This window comes from Testudinibacter sp. P27/CKL/0425, from assembly GCF_052931395.1.
Genome location: NZ_CM128801.1, coordinates 2,465,216 through 2,482,853, shown reverse-complemented (window position 1 = coordinate 2,482,853; position 17,638 = coordinate 2,465,216). Strand labels below are relative to the sequence as shown.

General features: G+C 44.4%; 17 protein-coding genes. 6 read left to right on the top strand and 11 right to left on the bottom strand.

What is annotated here, in order from left to right; all coding sequences use genetic code 11:
- Positions 1–46 precede the first annotated feature (46 nt).
- The 5 genes from ispH to murJ form a co-directional block, all read right to left on the bottom strand.
- The gene (gene ispH / locus ACUHGC_RS12170; protein ID WP_446833549.1) at positions 47–991 is read right to left on the bottom strand and encodes a 4-hydroxy-3-methylbut-2-enyl diphosphate reductase; all 945 of its coding nucleotides are present in this window, start codon (positions 989–991) and stop codon (positions 47–49) included.
- Complete coding sequence (gene lspA / locus ACUHGC_RS12165; RefSeq protein WP_446833548.1) at positions 988–1,497, bottom strand: signal peptidase II; 510 nt, start codon at positions 1,495–1,497, stop codon at positions 988–990. Before lspA ends, ispH begins: the two co-directional genes overlap by 4 nt.
- Positions 1,498–1,596: 99 nt before the next feature.
- Entirely contained in the window at positions 1,597–4,419 is a 2,823-nt protein-coding gene (gene ileS / locus ACUHGC_RS12160) for an isoleucine--tRNA ligase (RefSeq protein WP_446833547.1), read from the bottom strand.
- A gap of 206 nt (positions 4,420–4,625) precedes the next feature.
- Positions 4,626–5,567: a bifunctional riboflavin kinase/FAD synthetase gene (gene ribF, locus ACUHGC_RS12155; protein WP_446833546.1), complete on the bottom strand. Its 942-nt coding sequence runs from the start codon at positions 5,565–5,567 to the stop codon at positions 4,626–4,628.
- A gap of 47 nt (positions 5,568–5,614) precedes the next feature.
- Positions 5,615–7,183, bottom strand: a complete 1,569-nt coding sequence (gene murJ / locus ACUHGC_RS12150) for a murein biosynthesis integral membrane protein MurJ (RefSeq protein ID WP_446833545.1) — start codon at positions 7,181–7,183, stop codon at positions 5,615–5,617.
- 289 nt (positions 7,184–7,472) lie between these two features.
- On the opposite strand from murJ, the gene rpsT reads away from it, so the two are divergent.
- Complete coding sequence (gene rpsT, locus ACUHGC_RS12145) at positions 7,473–7,739, top strand: 30S ribosomal protein S20 (protein ID WP_446833544.1); 267 nt, start codon at positions 7,473–7,475, stop codon at positions 7,737–7,739.
- A gap of 193 nt (positions 7,740–7,932) precedes the next feature.
- On the top strand, positions 7,933–8,397 hold the full coding sequence (tnpA, locus tag ACUHGC_RS12140) for an IS200/IS605 family transposase (protein ID WP_446833543.1): 465 nt from the start codon (positions 7,933–7,935) through the stop codon (positions 8,395–8,397).
- Between the two features lie 168 nt (positions 8,398–8,565).
- Here the strand turns inward: tnpA and ACUHGC_RS12135 are convergent, their stop codons facing one another.
- The 5 genes from ACUHGC_RS12135 to ACUHGC_RS12115 form a co-directional block, all read right to left on the bottom strand.
- Positions 8,566–9,303, bottom strand: coding sequence for a substrate-binding domain-containing protein (locus tag ACUHGC_RS12135; protein WP_446833542.1), 738 nt, complete (start codon positions 9,301–9,303; stop codon positions 8,566–8,568).
- The gene (locus ACUHGC_RS12130; protein ID WP_446833541.1) at positions 9,281–10,090 is read right to left on the bottom strand and encodes an ABC transporter ATP-binding protein; all 810 of its coding nucleotides are present in this window, start codon (positions 10,088–10,090) and stop codon (positions 9,281–9,283) included. The genes ACUHGC_RS12135 and ACUHGC_RS12130 overlap by 23 nt, the downstream gene beginning before the upstream one ends.
- Complete coding sequence (locus ACUHGC_RS12125) at positions 10,080–11,096, bottom strand: FecCD family ABC transporter permease (RefSeq protein WP_446834905.1); 1,017 nt, start codon at positions 11,094–11,096, stop codon at positions 10,080–10,082. The genes ACUHGC_RS12130 and ACUHGC_RS12125 overlap by 11 nt, the downstream gene beginning before the upstream one ends.
- The gene (locus ACUHGC_RS12120; protein WP_446833540.1) at positions 11,083–12,144 is read right to left on the bottom strand and encodes an ABC transporter substrate-binding protein; all 1,062 of its coding nucleotides are present in this window, start codon (positions 12,142–12,144) and stop codon (positions 11,083–11,085) included. The genes ACUHGC_RS12125 and ACUHGC_RS12120 overlap by 14 nt, the downstream gene beginning before the upstream one ends.
- Positions 12,145–12,245: 101 nt before the next feature.
- Positions 12,246–12,932, bottom strand: coding sequence for a YtjB family periplasmic protein (locus ACUHGC_RS12115; protein WP_446833539.1), 687 nt, complete (start codon positions 12,930–12,932; stop codon positions 12,246–12,248).
- A gap of 107 nt (positions 12,933–13,039) precedes the next feature.
- On the opposite strand from ACUHGC_RS12115, the gene serB reads away from it, so the two are divergent.
- The 4 genes from serB to ACUHGC_RS12095 all read left to right on the top strand — a co-directional run bounded on the left by serB (position 13,040) and on the right by ACUHGC_RS12095 (position 16,580).
- Positions 13,040–13,996, top strand: a complete 957-nt coding sequence (gene serB / locus ACUHGC_RS12110; protein ID WP_446833538.1) for a phosphoserine phosphatase — start codon at positions 13,040–13,042, stop codon at positions 13,994–13,996.
- A gap of 41 nt (positions 13,997–14,037) precedes the next feature.
- Entirely contained in the window at positions 14,038–14,529 is a 492-nt protein-coding gene (locus ACUHGC_RS12105) for a YajQ family cyclic di-GMP-binding protein (RefSeq protein ID WP_446833537.1), read from the top strand.
- Between the two features lie 43 nt (positions 14,530–14,572).
- A complete protein-coding gene (locus ACUHGC_RS12100; RefSeq protein WP_446833536.1) occupies positions 14,573–14,755 on the top strand; it encodes a DUF5363 domain-containing protein in 183 nt (60 codons plus the stop codon).
- A 310-nt stretch (positions 14,756–15,065) separates the two neighbouring features.
- Positions 15,066–16,580 carry a carbon starvation CstA family protein gene (locus ACUHGC_RS12095; RefSeq protein ID WP_446833535.1) on the top strand — a complete coding sequence of 505 codons (1,515 nt, stop codon included), beginning with the start codon at positions 15,066–15,068 and terminating at the stop codon, positions 16,578–16,580.
- Positions 16,581–16,710: 130 nt separating this feature from the next.
- On the opposite strand, the gene ACUHGC_RS12090 is transcribed toward ACUHGC_RS12095, so the two are convergent.
- Entirely contained in the window at positions 16,711–17,598 is an 888-nt protein-coding gene (locus ACUHGC_RS12090) for an IS256 family transposase, variant Zn-binding type (protein WP_446834861.1), read from the bottom strand.
- Between the last annotated feature and the right edge of the window lie 40 nt (positions 17,599–17,638).

The following is a 17,638-nucleotide window of genomic DNA, read 5'->3' as shown; positions in this document are numbered from 1 at the left end:
TCCGGATCGCAAAATGGCAAATGAGTGCGATCAAACGCTTGCAATTTTACTGAACTTCCTGAATCTGCAGCTCGCGCGGTACTTCAAACACCGTGTTCTCCTCGCAGCCTTCCAAATCCTCCACGCTGTCAGCGCCCAATTCGCGCAGCCGACTGACCACCGATTGCACCAACACTTCAGGCGCAGACGCCCCGGCGGTAATGCCGATTACGTTTACATCGAGCAGCCAGTTCGGATCAATATCGTCCGCATCATCAATTAAGCGTGAGGTCACGCCCATGCGTGAAGCCAATTCCGCCAAACGATTAGAGTTTGACGAATTTTTAGAGCCGACCACCAGTACCAAATCCGACAGCTTTGCCAGCTCCTCCACCGCATTTTGGCGGTTGGTGGTGGCGTAACAAATATCATTTTTGCGCGGACCTTGAATCGCAGGATATTTCTGCTTCAGGCTGTCGATAATCGAGCTGGTATCATTGATCGACAAGGTGGTTTGAGTCATAAAGGTTAAATCATCTTGCTGATTCAGCGGCAAGTGGGCGATGTCTTCCACCGATTCGACCAAATAGATCCCGCCGTCGTGGTTATCGTATTGCCCCATGGTGCCTTCCACTTCAGGGTGTCCTTGGTGTCCGATCAAAATCGCTTTGGTGCCTTTGCGGCTGGCACGCGCCACTTGCATATGCACTTTGGTCACCAATGGGCAAGTGGCATCAAACACTTTGAGCCCACGGGCTTTTGCCTCTTGCCGCACTTGCTGCGAAACGCCATGAGCGGAGAAAATCACAATTGCACCGTTTGGCACTTCGTCCAATTCCTCGACAAACACCGCGCCGCGTTCACGCAAGCCGTTAACCACAAAACGGTTGTGCACTACTTCATGTCGCACATAAATCGGTGCGCCGTGAATTTCTAACGCAAGTTCCACAATGCTGATCGCCCGATCAACCCCAGCACAAAATCCGCGCGGATTGGCTAAAATAATCTTCATTTTGTTTCACCTTGTTCTTTGGATTTGGCTTTTTCGGGATTGAGAAAATAATCCAAAATCAGCAAGCTGGCGCCGACGGTAATTGCGATGTCGGCGATATTGAAAACCGGATAGTGGTAAATATCCCAGTAAACGTGAATAAAATCGACCACAAAGCCATGATAAGTGCGGTCAACCATGTTTGCCAACGCACCACCGATGATCAAAGCATAGCCACTGTTTGCCAGGGTTTGCGTGAAACGGCTGCGTGCCAGCCAGCTGATTAACAGTGCCGAAATTCCCAGTGCCAGTAAAATAAAAAAGTATTTCTGCCAACCGCTGTGATCCGCTAAAAAGCTAAATGCCGCACCATAGTTACGCACATAAGTGAGGTTAAACACGGGCAAAATCGTGATGCTTTCATATAATTCAAAACGGCTCACCACTAACCATTTGGTGAACAGATCCAGAATGAATGCCACCGCACTTAACCAAAGAAACGGCAGCCCTGTTTTGGGTTTATTCATTGTTACGCTCATTAATAATCAGGGGCAGAAATGCCCCAGAGAAAGATTTTCATACGGTCATATTGCCCCATGTTGTGGGGCACAATATCACGCTTGTGATTACGCAAATTGGCGCGCTTCACCATTGCCATCAACATTTTCCACGCAACGACCACACAACTGCGGGTGTGCAGGGTTTAAACCGATGGTATCAGAATAGTGCCAGCAACGCGGGCATTTTTCATGCGGTGAACGAATCACCTTAACCGCCAAGCCCTGAAGTTCGCCTGTTTCAACGTCAGCTTCGTTCAGTGGTTTCACATCGGCTTTCGAAGTGATTAACACAAAGCGCAGTTCTTCGCCCAATTGCTGTAGTAATGGCAGCAATTGTTCATCGGCATAGAGTGTCACTTCTGCTTCTAATCCTGAACCGATCACTTTGTCGCCACGCGCTTGTTCTAACACGCGGTTCACTTCCGACCGCACTTTCAGAATTTGTTGCCAGTAGGCATCGTTCATCTGTTCGCTGTCGTTTAAGCCGAACAAGCCGTCATAAAACTCCTCGGTGAACACAAATTCACCGCGCTCACCCGGCAGGTATGACCACACTTCATCGGCAGTGAATGATAAAATCGGCGCAATCCAGCGCACCGCGGCTTCGGCGATATGGTAAAGTGCGGTTTGGCAGCTGCGGCGGGCAATGCTGTCGGCTTTGGTGGTGTATTGACGATCTTTGATAATATCCAAATAGAACGAGCCCATCTCAATCGAGAAGAAGCGCATTAACCGTTGCACCACTAAGTGGAATTGGTAGTTATCGTAGTTGTCGGCAATGTCTTGCTGCGCTTGTAACGCACAATCCACCGCCCAACGATCTAAGGTAATCATCTCATCGCGAGCCACCATATCGGTTTTCGGATCAAAACCGTTTAAGTTTGCCAACAAGAAACGCATGGTGTTACGGATTCGGCGATACGCATCAGCGGTGCGTTTGAAGATCTCATCAGAAACCGCAATTTCACCGGTGTAATCGGTGGAAGCCACCCATAAACGCAGAATATCCGCACCGTAGGTATTCATCACTTTTTGCGGCTCAACGGTGTTGCCGATCGATTTCGACATTTTGCGCCCTTGCCCGTCAACGGTGAAGCCGTGAGTCAATACTTGACGATATGGCGCTCTGTTTTCGGTGGCGGTGGACAGCATTAATGATGACATAAACCAGCCGCGGTGCTGATCCGATCCTTCCAGATACATATCCGGCGATTTGCCGTTCAACTCAGGACGGTGTGGCACAACGGCGCCAAATGTTGCCCCTGAATCGAACCACACATCTAAGGTGTCCGGCACTTTGGTGTATTGATCCGCTTCGTCACCTAACAATTCTTTGGGATCTAAATCCCACCACGCTTGAATACCGCGCTTTTCAACCCGTTTTGCCACTTCTTCCAACAATTCTTGCGAACGTGGGTGCAGCTCTTCGGTTTGTTTGTGAATAAACAACGCTAATGGCACGCCCCACGTGCGCTGACGAGAAATACACCAGTCAGGGCGGTTCGCGACCATGGTTTCAATCCGTGCTTGCCCCCAATCTGGAATCCATTGCACGCCTTGAATTTCTTTTAACGCTTGTTGGCGTAAGCCTTGGGTCTCCATGCCGATAAACCATTGTGGTGTGGCACGGAAGATAATCGGGGTTTTGTGGCGCCAGCAGTGTGGATAGCTGTGGGCAATTTTTTGCATTTTCAGCAATGCGCCCGTTTCGTTGAGTTTTTCGATCACCACAGGGTTGGCTTTAAACACATTTAAGCCGGCAAAAAATTCGGCTTTGTTGTTAAATGTGCCGTCATCGTTCACCAAGTTGACCATGTTAACGCCGTATTTTTGCGACACATTATAGTCGTCCAGACCGTGATCCGGCGCAGTGTGTACCAAACCGGTACCGGCATCGGTGGTAACATGATCGCCTAAAACTAGCGGCACGCTGTAAGCATAGAACGGGTGATTAAAACGCAGCAGTTCTAAATCCGCACCATTGGCTTCGCCTAATACCGCATAATCACTGATGTTCAGTGCTTTCATCACGCTTTCAACCAGTTCTTTCACCAAAATCAGTGCTTCAGGTTGTTCACCGTTTAATTGCACTAATTGGTAACAGAGTTCAGGGTTGATTGAAATCGCTTGGTTTGACGGCAGCGTCCACGGCGTGGTTGTCCAAATCACGGCCGAAATGTTGCCGTTTGGCGTAGCATTAAATTTGGCCGCAACCGCACTTTGATCGCAAGCCCCAAAGCGCACATAAAGTGATGGCGATGTGTGTTCTTCATATTCCACTTCCGCTTCCGCCAAGGACGAAGCGCAATCCAAACACCAGTGAACGGGTTTGTAGCCTTTATATAAATGCCCGTTTTGAATCACTTTGCCGAGGGTGCGGATAATGTTGGCTTCGGTGTCGAAGTTCATGGTTAAATACGGATTTTCCCAATCGCCCAACACGCCGAAACGGATAAAATCTTTTTTCTGCCCCTCCACTTGTGAAGCGGCATATTTGCGGCACTCTTCACGAAATTCGGCGGCACTGATTTTTTGATTCGGTTTGCCCACTAAGCCTTCGACTTTTAATTCAATCGGCAAGCCGTGGCAGTCCCAGCCTGGGATATACGGCGAATCATAGCCCAATGCGGTTTTGGATTTGATGATCACGTCTTTCAAAATTTTATTGACCGCGTGCCCGATGTGCAGCGTGCCGTTGGCATACGGCGGACCGTCGTGCAGAATAAAGCTTTTTTTGCCTTTTGCCGATTGGCGAATTTTTTGGTACAGCGATTTCTCATACCAGTTTTCCAACATTTTCGGTTCGCGTTTCGCCAAATCGCCGCGCATCGGGAAGCCCGTTTCCGGCAAGTTGAGCGTGTTTTTATAGTCAATAGTTTCGTTCGACATTGTTTATTCCATGTTTTTAAGCAAATAATCGTCACATTATACGCAAAGTGCGGTGGTGTTGCCATTGATTATGTGCTGTTGTTTGAGATTCAATTATTGGATTTCTTTGATGAGGTCTTCAACTATTCATTGTTGCAATACGATAGTGATAATTTAAATATCAAAGAATGGCCAAGAAAAGTTTGTGTGCCGACAAACCCAAATTATTAACCGGCATACATTGAAGCAAAAAATTCTTTCGCACTTTCTGCATCTTGCGCAATCTGCTGTTTTAATTGTTCAAAATCAGCAAATTTAATCTCATTGCGGATTTTATGCCGAAACACCACCTCAATGGCTTGTCCGTAGAGGGTTTGTTGAAAATCAAAAATATGCACTTCTAATAACGGGCGGGTTTTGCCGTCGATGGTAGGGCGGTTGCCGACGTTGGCGACACCTTGATAACGTTCGCCTTGCTTGGTCAGAATTTCGACCGCATAGACGCCTTGAACTGGGTTCACTTGGCGGTGCAGGTGAATGTTGGCGGTAGGGAAGCCGATGGTGCGTCCTAACTTATTGCCGTGAGCCACGCGTCCGTGAATGCTGTAGGGTTTGCCAAGTAGCGAGGCGGCAAGCACAAGATCGTCGTTGGCAAGCGCTTGGCGAATTAATGTGCTGCTGATGCGTTGTTGATTGAGGAAAAAACTGTCGTTGTTTTCCACCTCAAAACCGAACGTTTTTCCCGCTTTTAACAGGGTTTGGAAATTACCTTGCCGTTGTGCGCCGAAGTGGAAATCATCACCGATCGATAAAAAGCGAATATTTAGCTTCTCTACTAAATAGTGGCGGATAAATTGATCGGCACTTAATGCTGCGAAAGTGCGGTCGAAGCGAATACATAGTACATAATCCACGCCCGCCTGTTTTAAAAACCGCACTTTGTCGCGCAGCCGCATCAGCCTTGCCGGGGCTTGTTCGCGGCTGAAAAATTCGTTCGGTTGCGGCTCGAATAACATTACCACCGTCGGCAAATCGGCTTGTGCCGCTTTATGGCGCAAGTGAGCCAAAATGTGCTGGTGCCCCAAATGGCAGCCATCGAAATTGCCGATGGTCAGCGCAGAGCCTCGGGGAAAGGCGGGGAGATTGTAAATGCCGCGAATCAGTTGCATAGCGTTATCGTAAAATCATCAAAAAAGTTGAGCCGAATCATAGCATATTAGTGGCGAAAATGCTGTTTTCGCACGCCGAAAAGCGCCAATAACAGCAGATAGATTAATGCCGCTCCGACAATCAGCCAGCTTAACCAGTGAATGCGGTCAAACAACGCCATTGCCGCCCACTGATTTAGTGTCGGCGAGTGATACCAGATAAACGCCCCCATACCGAGTGCCGCTGCAAGCAAACGCAGTGCAAACAGCCACGTGGTTTTGCTGAATTGATACACGCCGGCTTTGGCTAAACCATGATACAGCAAATAGGCATTCAAGGTTGCCGACATTGCCGATGCAATCGCCAAGCCGACATAGCTGAACGGAATTGCCAACAGGTTAAAACCCATATTGCTCACCATCGCGATAATCCCGTAACGAACCGGCGTTTTGGTGTCTTGGCGCGCGTAGTAGCCGTTGGCGAGAATTTTAATCAACATATAGCTCAACAGTGCGCTAGTGAACGCCCACAATGAATACGATGCAGCGACCACGTCCGATAGCAAAAAGCTGCCACGCATAAATAACACCATTAACATCGGCTGCGCCAATACCGCAATCCCGATTGCCGCTGGCATACCGAGCAGCAAAATCATGCGCACGCCCCAGTCCATCGTATTGCGAAAATCTTGGCTGACGACCGCACTTGCCGCATCACGATTGACATGGTGGCGTGCCAGTGTCGGCAAAATCACCGTCGAAATCGCAATGCCGAATAAGCCTAGCGGAAATTCTAATAAACGGTCGGAATAATACAGCCAGCTGATCGAACCGGTCATCAGGAAGCTGGCAATAAAAGTATCCAGCAACAAATTGATTTGGCTGACCGACACCCCAAATAGTGCAGGGATCATCAAGGTGCGGATTTTTTTTACCCCCGGATCGTTCCATGCCCATTTCGGTTTCACCAACATATTCGCCTGTTTTAAAAACGGAATTTGGAACAAAAATTGCAGCAAGCCGCCTAGAAAAATCCCGATTGCCAGTGCCATATCCGGACTATCCATGCGTGGCGCAAGGAAAAGTGCGGTGGCGATCATCGCAATATTCAGCAGCACCGGCGAAAATGCCATCACCCCGAATTTACCGAGAGTGTTTAAAATCGCCCCCGATAGCGCGACTAAGGTGATGAACCACAAGTAGGGGAAGGTGATTTTCAGCAGCAACGAGGCTTGTTCATATTTATAACCGTTCGCGCCGTCATTAAGCCAATCGATAAACCAGCCGGTGCCGAAAATGGCGGCGATCACAGGGGAGCCAAGCATCGCAACCACGGTGACGATTGCCACCAAGCCGCCGAGTGTACCGTTTACTTTTGCCACAAACTCCTGTGTTTCACTTAAATTGCCCTCTTTGCGGTATTCGGCGAGCACGGGGATAAAGGCCTGCGAAAATGCGCCTTCGGCAAATAGGCGGCGAAGAAAATTGGGAATGCGATTGGCAAACAGGAAAATATCGGCAGCCGCACCGGCGCCGAGCAAATTGGCGATCACCACATCGCGAATCAAACCCAAAACACGCGACAGCAAGGTCATGCTGCTGACAATCATGCCGGATTTTAATAATGGTCTACTCAAAACAGGATCTCGGAGTTAAGGATCAATCTGGGATAATTGTATAGAAAATTTGTTTTTTAGCTATATTCTGATAAAAAAAACTGCTAAAATTCCATCCTTGTGTGGAAGTGGCTCTTTCACTCTAAACCAGTTTTCGCTGTGGCTGCGGCTTAAATCGTGTCTTGTTGTAGCAATGCGCGGCGATAACGAACAAAATACAGATTACTATTTGACAAACGCATAGAAAGCAGGCATATTTTACGCCTTATTTTTATGTCTCATTTTTACAGAAATTCTTGGGAGTTTGACCTTGGCTAATATCAAGTCAGCTAAAAAACGTGCGGTTCAATCTGAAAAACGCCGTCAGCACAATGCAAGTCAACGTTCTATGATGCGTACTTACATCAAAAAAACTTACGCAGCCGTAGCAACTGGTGACAAATCCGCAGCAGAAACTGCATTCGTTGAAATGCAAAAAGTTTTGGACAGAATGGCTTCTAAAGGCTTAATTCACGCCAACAAAGCTGCAAACCACAAATCAAAATTAGTTGCTCAAATCAAAAAATTAGCAGCTTAATTTCCATTTGTTGTGATTGTTAAATAAAAACCGCACTTTAAAGTGCGGTTTTTTATTATAGCGAGACAACGTCTCGCTATAAAAACCATACGCTATGTGTATGGAACCAAAAAGCTTAAGCGGTGAAAAGAAAATCCTCGCTAAATAATGAATAAGGCTGACAACCAAAATTCAAAATATAGGAGGATAAGTCATGGTAAGTAAATCCAATGACGATTCGAGTCTATCACACACAAGATGGAACTGTAAGTATCATGTCGTGTTTATTCCGAAATATCGAAGAAAGGCAATTTATGGAAAATTGCGGGTAGATATAGGCGGAATATTAAGGCAATTATGTAGTTACAAAAATGTAGAAATAATAGAGGCGCATGCAATGAAAGATCACATCCATATGCTTTTAAAGATCCCGCCTAAACTGGCGATATCAAGTTTTATGGGATATCTGAAAGGTAAATCCTCACTGATGATATTTGAACGGCATGCGAATCTAAAATACAAATATGGTAATAGGCATTTTTGGGCGAAAGGTTACTATGTAAGTACGGTAGGTTTAAACACGAAAGTGGTAGAAGAATATATCAGGAATCAAGAAAAAGAAGATATGATTCAGGATAATTTATCGAAGAAAGAATATATAGACCCCTTTAAGGGGTAAGCCATAGAGTTATTGTACGGTTGTCAGTGTTCACATGCCCCTTGAGGGGCATGTGAAGTAATAGGCCCTTATAGGGTAGCCTAAAAACCGCACGTTTTACGTGCGGATTGTTATTTGCTAGATATAGCTTAAATGGATTGGGCTAGCCTAAGCCAAATCCAAATCTGTTTATTCAGAGGAAGCGGTTATTTGAAAGCCATTATTTTGGATGCAAGTTTGCGCGCGAGGCGTGTTCAGAAATTGAAAATAGTGATCGATATATGGATGCTGGGTGAGTTGCGCTATCGGGTAGCTTGCAATAATGATTAGCTCTTTTGGCAAAGAGTATGTTTGCAGTCTAGGATTTTGTTGCAGAATTTTGGCATAGTGGGAGTAACCAAGAAAAACATCCGTATAGCCATTTTCTAATAAATATTGTGATGCAATTTCTCCTTTAGGAATGGGAATCGTATTTTCTCCTCCCACCAAAGAATGTGCCTTGTTTTTCAAAAGTATTCCTTTACCAGGGTATAATTTCTCAATCAATGCAAATAGCTGGTAAGCATAGTCTCCACAGGGATCGCTTCCAGGTGTTGATATTCCCAAGCGTAGTTTAGGATTCAGCAGCAACTCTAAGGGAGAGCTGTTTTGATATTCGGGGTTGTTTAGTGTGGTTATGCCAAGCTGATTAAATGCAATCGTTTTTTTCCTAATTATAGTGATATGTCGAGCAAGTTTGGTTATATTTTCTTCGTTGGCGCTAATAAAAATGTCACATCGTTCTCCTTTTTCGATACGCTCTCGTAATAATCCTGCAGGTCCAATATGAACTTGAATAACGCATGGATTTACTTCTTGAAATAATGCGTTAAGTTGTTGTAGCGCTTTTTTAAAGCTTCCCGCACTAAAGATAATTAACGGTTTCATAATCATTTGATTCCTGAGAGTCTTGCAATAATGTTTTATACAGCGGAATGATCGTATCAAAAGTGTTTTTTTGATAAGCAATTTGTTCTTTAAGCATTTTTATTTTGAATAAACGACTAAGATTTTCTATGCTAAGGATCGTTTTCGTACAGCCGAATAGTGGCGAATTTGGATTCATGAGCAGTGTTTTGTCTGCAATTGCACTAGCATGATTCGGTTGATGAGTGGTGAATATGATTGTCAGTTGGCGTTCTCTTGATAAACGATATAACAAAGAGAGTACCGTATCTTGGTTATGTAAGTCTAATGCGGAGGTTGGTTCGTCTAGCAGCATGGTTTGACACTCTGTCGCAATGGCTCTAGCAATTAAAATCAATTGTTTTTGACCGCCGGATAATAGTGAAAAATTATGATGGGCTAGAGATACTAACCCGAGATCATCTAATGCCTGCAATGCAATTTGCTTATCTCGTGCACTTGGTACGGAAAAAGTGCGAATATGCTTCACCCTTCCCATTAAGACGATGTCTAACACACTATATGAAAAGTTTGGGGTAAAAAATTGCGGCACAAATCCAAAAGAGCACTGGCTTTTTATTGTGCCGACTTGTGGTCGATGAATAGTTAATAAAATATCTAGTAGGGTACTTTTTCCGCAACCATTCGGTCCTAAAATGGCTAATATTTCGCTTTTCTTAAGTTGAAAGGTAAGATTGTTGAATAACCATTCCGTCGGGCGATAATAGAAGCCTAGCTGTTGTATCTCAATAATTTTATTATGATTCATGCAAATGACCTTTCTTTAATCGATATACCAGAAAAGCAAATAGTGGCGCACCCAGTAGTGAAGTTAAGATACTAATTGGGATTTCGCCATTCGTTAATCCTCTTGCAAGATTATCAATAATAATCATATAGATACTGCCAATTAACATGGAGCAGGGAAGTACAATTTGGTGATTTGAACCAACGATCATTCGGCTAATATGCGGGATGATAAGTCCAATCCAGCCAATACTACCGCTAATTGCAACTTGGCAAGCAACAATAATACCGCTACAAAATAAAACACTCCAACGTAATAAATTGATATTGATCCCTAACGCACGAGCCTCTTTACTGCCTAAAGAGATTAAATTTATTCTCCAACGTAGCCCCAATAAAATAAGGCTACACAATAGAAAAGGGATGAGAAAAAAAGTGAGTTTTTGCATATTTGCGGTGGCAAAACTTCCCATGAGCCAAAAAATAATACTAGGTAATTTTTCTTCCGTGTCAGCAATATATTGTAATAAGCTTACAAGCGCGGAAAAAAAACCGCTCAAGATCATGCCCATTAAGATCAAAATTAATAAGCTGCGTTTTATAAAATGATGACTTAGCAAAAAGACAAAAATTAATGTTGCTATTCCAAATATAACAGTCGAAAAAAAGAGGCCAACGACATTAAATTCCAAGAAAATAGCCAGGCAGCCCCCAAAAGCGGAACCGGAAGTTACGCCTATCACATGGGGATCAACCAAAGGATTGTGAAATATTCCCTGCAGTGTAACCCCACTCATAGCTAAACCGGCTCCAACAACTGCGGCAGTCATGATACGCGGAAAGCGAACCTGAAAGAGTACCTGTTCTTGAATCGGATCTAATGGGGCATTTGTGAGTTTTGCGAATATTAATTCAAAAATTTGGGGAATAGAAAGGGAATACCGCCCAATTCCTAGTGAAATGAGGGCGGTAAAGATCAATACTATAACAAGCGATAAAATAATTTTAGAATGATTACTTGGCATTATCAGTTGCGTATGGTGTCCGATAAAACTGCTGGTAGTAGCTATTGACTTTCTCATCTAAGTCAATATCTGCAAAGCGCTGTGGGTAGAGCTTTTTCGCCATCCAAAGTTCACCCAAAGCAAGTGCTTCAGGCATTGGATATCCCCAAGCTTTAGCATATTCGGGCATTAAAAAGACTTGCTGGTTTTTGACGGCATTAATATTTTTCCATTCCGCAGAAGCGGTAATTTGTGGGACAACATCCGGATAGCGATCTTGTACGAAGATAACCTCGGGGTTCCAATCTAACACGTTTTCTAATGAAACTTGCTGATAGCCTTTGATTGTGCTTGCAGCAACATTATTGGCTCCGGCATGATTCATCATTAATCCGGTATATTTTCCGGAGCCATAGGTCGTTAAATCAGGATTTGCCATATATACTTTTATGCGCTGCTCGGCACTGACATTTGCTAAACGCTTAGCCAAGAGCGGTCTGTTAGCAAAGGCGGCTTGAATTAATGCTTCGCCTTGTGGCTGTTTGTTGAACACCTCGGCAATCAAGCGGATTCCTTGTTTTAAACCTTCGTTATAGGCATAGTCTTCATCTTCCAGAGACGGATTTAATTTTGCTTTTTCATCTTCGGATGAAATGCGCAGCGATATCGCAATCACGGGCAGGCCAGCATCACTAATTTGTTTGATAATTTCGGGTGAAATATAATTAGTCACAAAAACGACATCAGGATTAAGACTTAAAAGGCTTTCCAAGTTGACTTGGTTTAAATCGCCCGGCATTGGTAATTGATCTAGTTCTGGGGCAAGTCGTTGGTAGTTTTTGCCTAATTGCTTTTTCCAATTAGATAATATGCCGGCGATTTGCTTAGTGGCGTCGAGTTGTACGGCAATATTTAATGTTTGGTGCTGTAAGATAACCGCTCTTTCAATCTGATCGGGAATGATCACTTCACGATCTAATTGATCGACAACGGTTCGCTGTGCGCTTACTGAAAAAGATATACAGCAGCAGATGAGTGTAGCTAAAAAAGCTAATTTTTTCTTGAATAACATAGAGTTCCCTTTCTATATCGTGATATATTTTTTTATATATCGAATGTTATCAGTAATTGTAGGGAAGTTCAAATAAATCCAAATCGGATTGAAGTTAGCTGCTATCTAAATTTTCTTCGTCTGGAATGGAATTGCCGTGCAGGGTTATTAACAGTTGCTTTAACCGCACTTTTACCCTCTTTATTGATCACCACGATTTTACGTCGCTTGCGTAGGAAATAGTGAATGCTGCTGGCGAGGAGTGCACCGCATAGGAATACGATAATCAGTTCGCCGTACAGATGATGAAACAAGGCATTGATTTTATTTTGGCTGCTTTGCCCGCCGTATTGAGTGTCGAAGGTGACGCGCAGATAACCGAGCAAGCCGCGTGAGGCGGAGTGAATTGGTTCGACGATTTGCTGGCTGCTGTGGTTTTCATCGCTGCCCGAGTTATCTAAGCTGATTCGTTGGCGAAAATTAAAATTGTTGCTGCTTTGTGCCAGAATGGTGCCTTGCGCAGAATAGACTGTGGCGTCGAGTACAAACTCCTGCAAGCGGAATTGATCGAGACTATCTGTAAGGCTTTCGGTTTTGGCGTTGTTGACTAACAGCACTGACAGTAGATTCGCCTGTTGGCGCACCAGAGTATGCGACAGATAAGAGACCTGATTGATGCTGGCGAGCTGCGAACCGACCTTAAACTGGTTCACGCCGTACAGAATCACACTCATAATCGCTGCGCAAGCCAGAATAATCGTCAGCAATAAAGCCGATTTAATGACTTTTTCTTTGTTTAAATAGACCAACGTCGCCTCGTATCCATTTCAAATCAATGTTCAAAACTGTCAAATTATGCTATTAATAACGCCCAGCAACCGCAAATTATAGCATATTAAAACATTCTGGAACGATTATGCCACAACACGCTTTAAATACGATCACCGGTTTTTGGAAATTTCCAGCTGAATTAAATCCGACTTATGCCACCGGCGCGCCGCAGCACACATTTGTGCTGTACGGCAAAGCGCTGGATAAAGCGCAGCTGTTGGCTTTTTCCGAACGCAGCGTACAAGCGTTGTTGCTGTGCGATGCTTGGGTGACAGAACAGTACGTTGCCGTGATATTAAAAACCCAGTCAAGCCCGACATTGCTGCAAACGGCACATCAGTTGGAATTGGATCTGGCGGTGTTAGGCGAAGCGCCGCAATTGCAGCAGCCCGGCTTGTTAGTGATGGATATGGATTCGACCGCCATTCAGATCGAATGTATTGATGAAATTGCCAAATTGGCGGGAACCGGCGAACTGGTGTCGGAAATCACCGAGCTGGCAATGCGTGGTGAACTGGATTTTGAGCAGAGCTTGCGTCGCCGAGTCGGCACGTTAAAAGGTGCGTCGGAAAGTATTTTACAGCAAGTGCGGTCGAAGCTGCCGTTGATGCCCGGTTTGGAGAGAACTCTGCAAGTGTTGCAACAGCACGGCTGGCGCACCGCGATTGCTTCCGGTGGCTTCACCTATTTTGCCGATTATTTAAAGCAAAACTTAAAATTAGATGCGGCAGTGTCGAATCAATTGGAAATCGCCGACGGCTTTCTGACGGGGCAAGTGGTCGGGCAGGTGGTCGATGCGGCGTATAAAGCGGAAACCTTGAACCGTTTGCGCGAAACCTTTGCCATTGGCCAGCAGAACACTATTGCTATCGGTGATGGGGCAAATGATCTGCCGATGTTGACTGAAGCAGGTTATGGCGTAGCGTTTCATGCTAAACCAAAAGTGCAGCAACAAGCACAGATTGTGATTAACTTTGCCGATTTGACCGCACTTTTGTTATTATTAGAGGCAAATCGCCGTTTTCAAATGCTGGCGTTTTAAATATTAAAAACCAAAAAATTGAGATTTAGGAGAAATAAATTATGCCTTCTTTTGATATCGTATCGGAAGTAACCGTCCACGAAGTCAGAAATGCGGTGGAAAATGCCAACCGTGATTTGACCAACCGCTGGGATTTTAAAAACGTTCACGCCACGATTGAGCTGAACGAAAAAGACGTCAAAATTAAAGTCAGCAGCGAGTCGGATTTCCAAGTGGATCAGCTGTTGGATATTCTGCGCAATGCGATGATTAAACGTGGAATTGAAAATAATTCGCTGGATATTGACGATCAATTTGAGCACAGCGGCAAAATTTACAGCAAAGAAGTAAAAATTAAGCAAGGGATCGAAACCGAGATGGCGAAAAAAATCACCAAACTGGTGAAAGACGCCAAAATTAAGGTGCAAACCCAGATTCAAGGCGATCAAGTGCGGGTGACCGGTAAATCGCGTGATGATCTGCAAGCGGTGATTCAGTTAGTGAAAAGTGCGGAATTGGGGCAGCCGTTCCAATTTAATAATTTCCGTGATTAGTCGACAAGTTATCTACGGCGAATCGTTTATTTAGGGGAAAGATATGGGACAACAAGAACAGTCTGCAACGCAGAAAAAAGGCTTATTCAGAAAAGTATTGGATAAATACAACGAGCTTTGCAGCGACATGGGCGTTGATCAAGGCGGCGGCTGCCGTCGTTGCGTGCCGATTGTGAAACAAGATCCGGAACTGGAAAAGAAAGATAACGCAGGCGAAACGAAATAATCTCTAATCGCCACCGCATCAAGAATAACCCCCTGCTTCGATTGCACTTCAATTGAAGTGGGGGGGTTATTTGGGTTTTATCGGCAGCGGAGCGATTCTATTCCGGCAACAGAATGGCAGTTTTGCTACCTCGAAATGGGGGATTAATCTGATTATTTGTTCATGTTTGCAGCCAGCTTGTAGACAAATTGTGTTTTTTATCACATTTCTGATATAAAATTATTCAATATTTTTTTACATTTCTTTCACTCATCATAAATTCTGGTAGAATGCCCGCACCCTAATATGTCAAATTTTTGAGGTGCTTACTATGTTATGGTTCTTACTTTGCGTTGCATTACTGCTCGCTGGTTATTTCATCTACGGTTCGATTATCGAACGAATTTTCAAAATCAATCCCGCGCGAGCGACACCTGCGCATCAAATGGCGGACGGCGTAGACTATGTGCCGATGTCAAAGAAAAAAATCTGGTTAATTCAGTTATTAAACATCGCCGGAACAGGCCCGATTTTCGGACCGATTTTGGGGGCGTTATATGGTCCGGTGGCAATGTTGTGGATTGTATTCGGCTGTATTTTTGCCGGTGCGGTACACGACTATTTCTGCGGAATGCTCAGTATCCGTAATAAAGGGGCGAATATTCCGTTCTTAGCCGGTAAATACTTAGGACAACCGGTCAAACATTTTATGAATGTGTTGGCAATTTTATTGTTGTTATTAGTGGGCGTGGTGTTTGTGGCAAGTCCGGCATCGTTGTTAACCAATATTACCGGTGATTTATTGAATTCCGGTGCTGTCGGTGCAGTGAATGAAGATGCAGGCGTAAGCAATGCGCAAATTTTGGTGATTTGGACTACGATTATTTTTGTTTACTATATCATTGCCACCTTAGTGCCGATTGACAAAATTATTGGTCGAGTTTATCCGCTGTTTGGCGCATTATTGTTGTTTATGACAGTTGGTATGCTGTTAGGATTAATCTGGAACGGTATTCCGATGTTCCGCTCAATCGGCATGGATGTTGATTTCTCTACTTTCCTGCAAAATCTGCATCCGAAAGAAGGGTTGCCGATTTGGCCGTTACTGTTCATCACGATTGCTTGTGGTGCGATTTCCGGCTTCCACGCCACACAATCTCCGTTAATGGCACGTTGCACCGAAAATGAAAAAGAAGGTCGCTTTATTTTCTACGGTGCGATGATTGGTGAAGGGGTTATCGCACTGATCTGGTGTATGGTCGGTTTGAGTTTCTATGAATCTTCCGAAGCGATGAATGCCGCGATTGCAGCCGGTACACCGTCTAAAGTGGTGTATGATTCGGCTATCGGTATGCTGGGCGTGTTCGGTGGTGTGTTAGCGGTGTTAGGCGTGGTTATTCTGCCGATTACCTCTGGCGATACTGCCTTCCGTGCAGCTCGTTTGTTAATTGCGGATTTCTTCCACTTAGATCAACGTAATATTGCTAAACGTCTGATGATCGCGATCCCATTGTTTGCGGTCGGTTTTGCGGTGTCAAAAGTAGACTTCTCTATTTTATGGCGTTATTTCGGCTGGGCGAACCAGACAACGGCGACCGTAATGTTATGGGTGGCAGCAGCTTACTTATACCGCTATAACAAGTTCCACTGGGTATGTACTATTCCAGCGATCTTTATGACGACTGTCTGTACGACTTTCTTGGCATACGCGCCGATTGGCTTCGGTTTAGAATATCAAACTGCGGTTTACGTCGGTTTTGCTATCACGGTTGTTATTACCTTAGCGTTCTTCCTGATGTTAAAACCAATCGCCAACGGCGATCCGGATTCAGAAGTCGCCGGTTAATTTGTCTTAACCATGAAAAACCTCGCCGTTACGCGAGGTTTTGGCATAGTAGCCAAAAATGTGGCTGATTTTGAGATCTAAGCTTCTATTAGACATTTTTGTGGCTACTCCTCTTAAAGCGCTAGTTTTTCTAGCTCTTTTTATTCAAAAAATCCTGTATAAACATAATCTTATTCCTTCGGTTTAGTCCATTATGAACGGATAATTTCTGCTTTAAATCCTTAAACAGCCCTTCCAGCCGATTTGTCGTTTTTTCTATCCGTAACTCCGGGTATTTTTCAAAGACAAACAAGTAATCCATATAGCGTTTAATACTGGCATAAGCCCCTCTCAATTTGCGATGTTTATAAGGAAATTTACCCTGATTATCGGGTATATCAGACCGTTCTTCTAAGTAAGCTTTATGCTGCAAAAACCAGTGATGCAAACGGACATAAAAGTCATTTTTGTGACTCTGCTTGAGTGTTTTAACCATTGTTTTCAGTTCCTTTCCGGCAACGGATTTAGGGTTTCTCGTCAGCTTGCGAATCACCATTGCAACAAGGTGAAATTGGCACATTTGGGTTGGCGTATTAAATATATCTTTCAATAAGCCCCGTCGCCCATCGCAAGTAATAGATTGAATAATAAATCCTTTTTTACGCAATCGATTGATGGCTTTGGTATAGTAAATGTCCTTTTCGGTACGAACGATTTGGTGGTAAATCACCTTTTTTGAGCGGGAATCCATTATGACTAATACGCCGAATTGTCGCCCGAAAAAAGTGACATCCATAATAAGATTCAACATTGTGGTTTGCGGTGTGCTGAGTGGCGTTTTAGGGGCTTTTTTCAGGTGCCTTTGGATAGTCCTGACCGAACAATCATAGGTTAACGCAAGCTGCTTATACGTCTGTTTTCCGACGGTGTAATCGTGCCAGATTTGGGCGGATTGAAGGTAATTTGTGTGAGAATATGTCCGTAAACAATCCAAGCATTTATAGCGTTGCTTGCCTGAATTTTTACCGTGTTTTTTAATGTGTTCTGAACCACAGAAATAGCAATTTTTTGGTCATTTT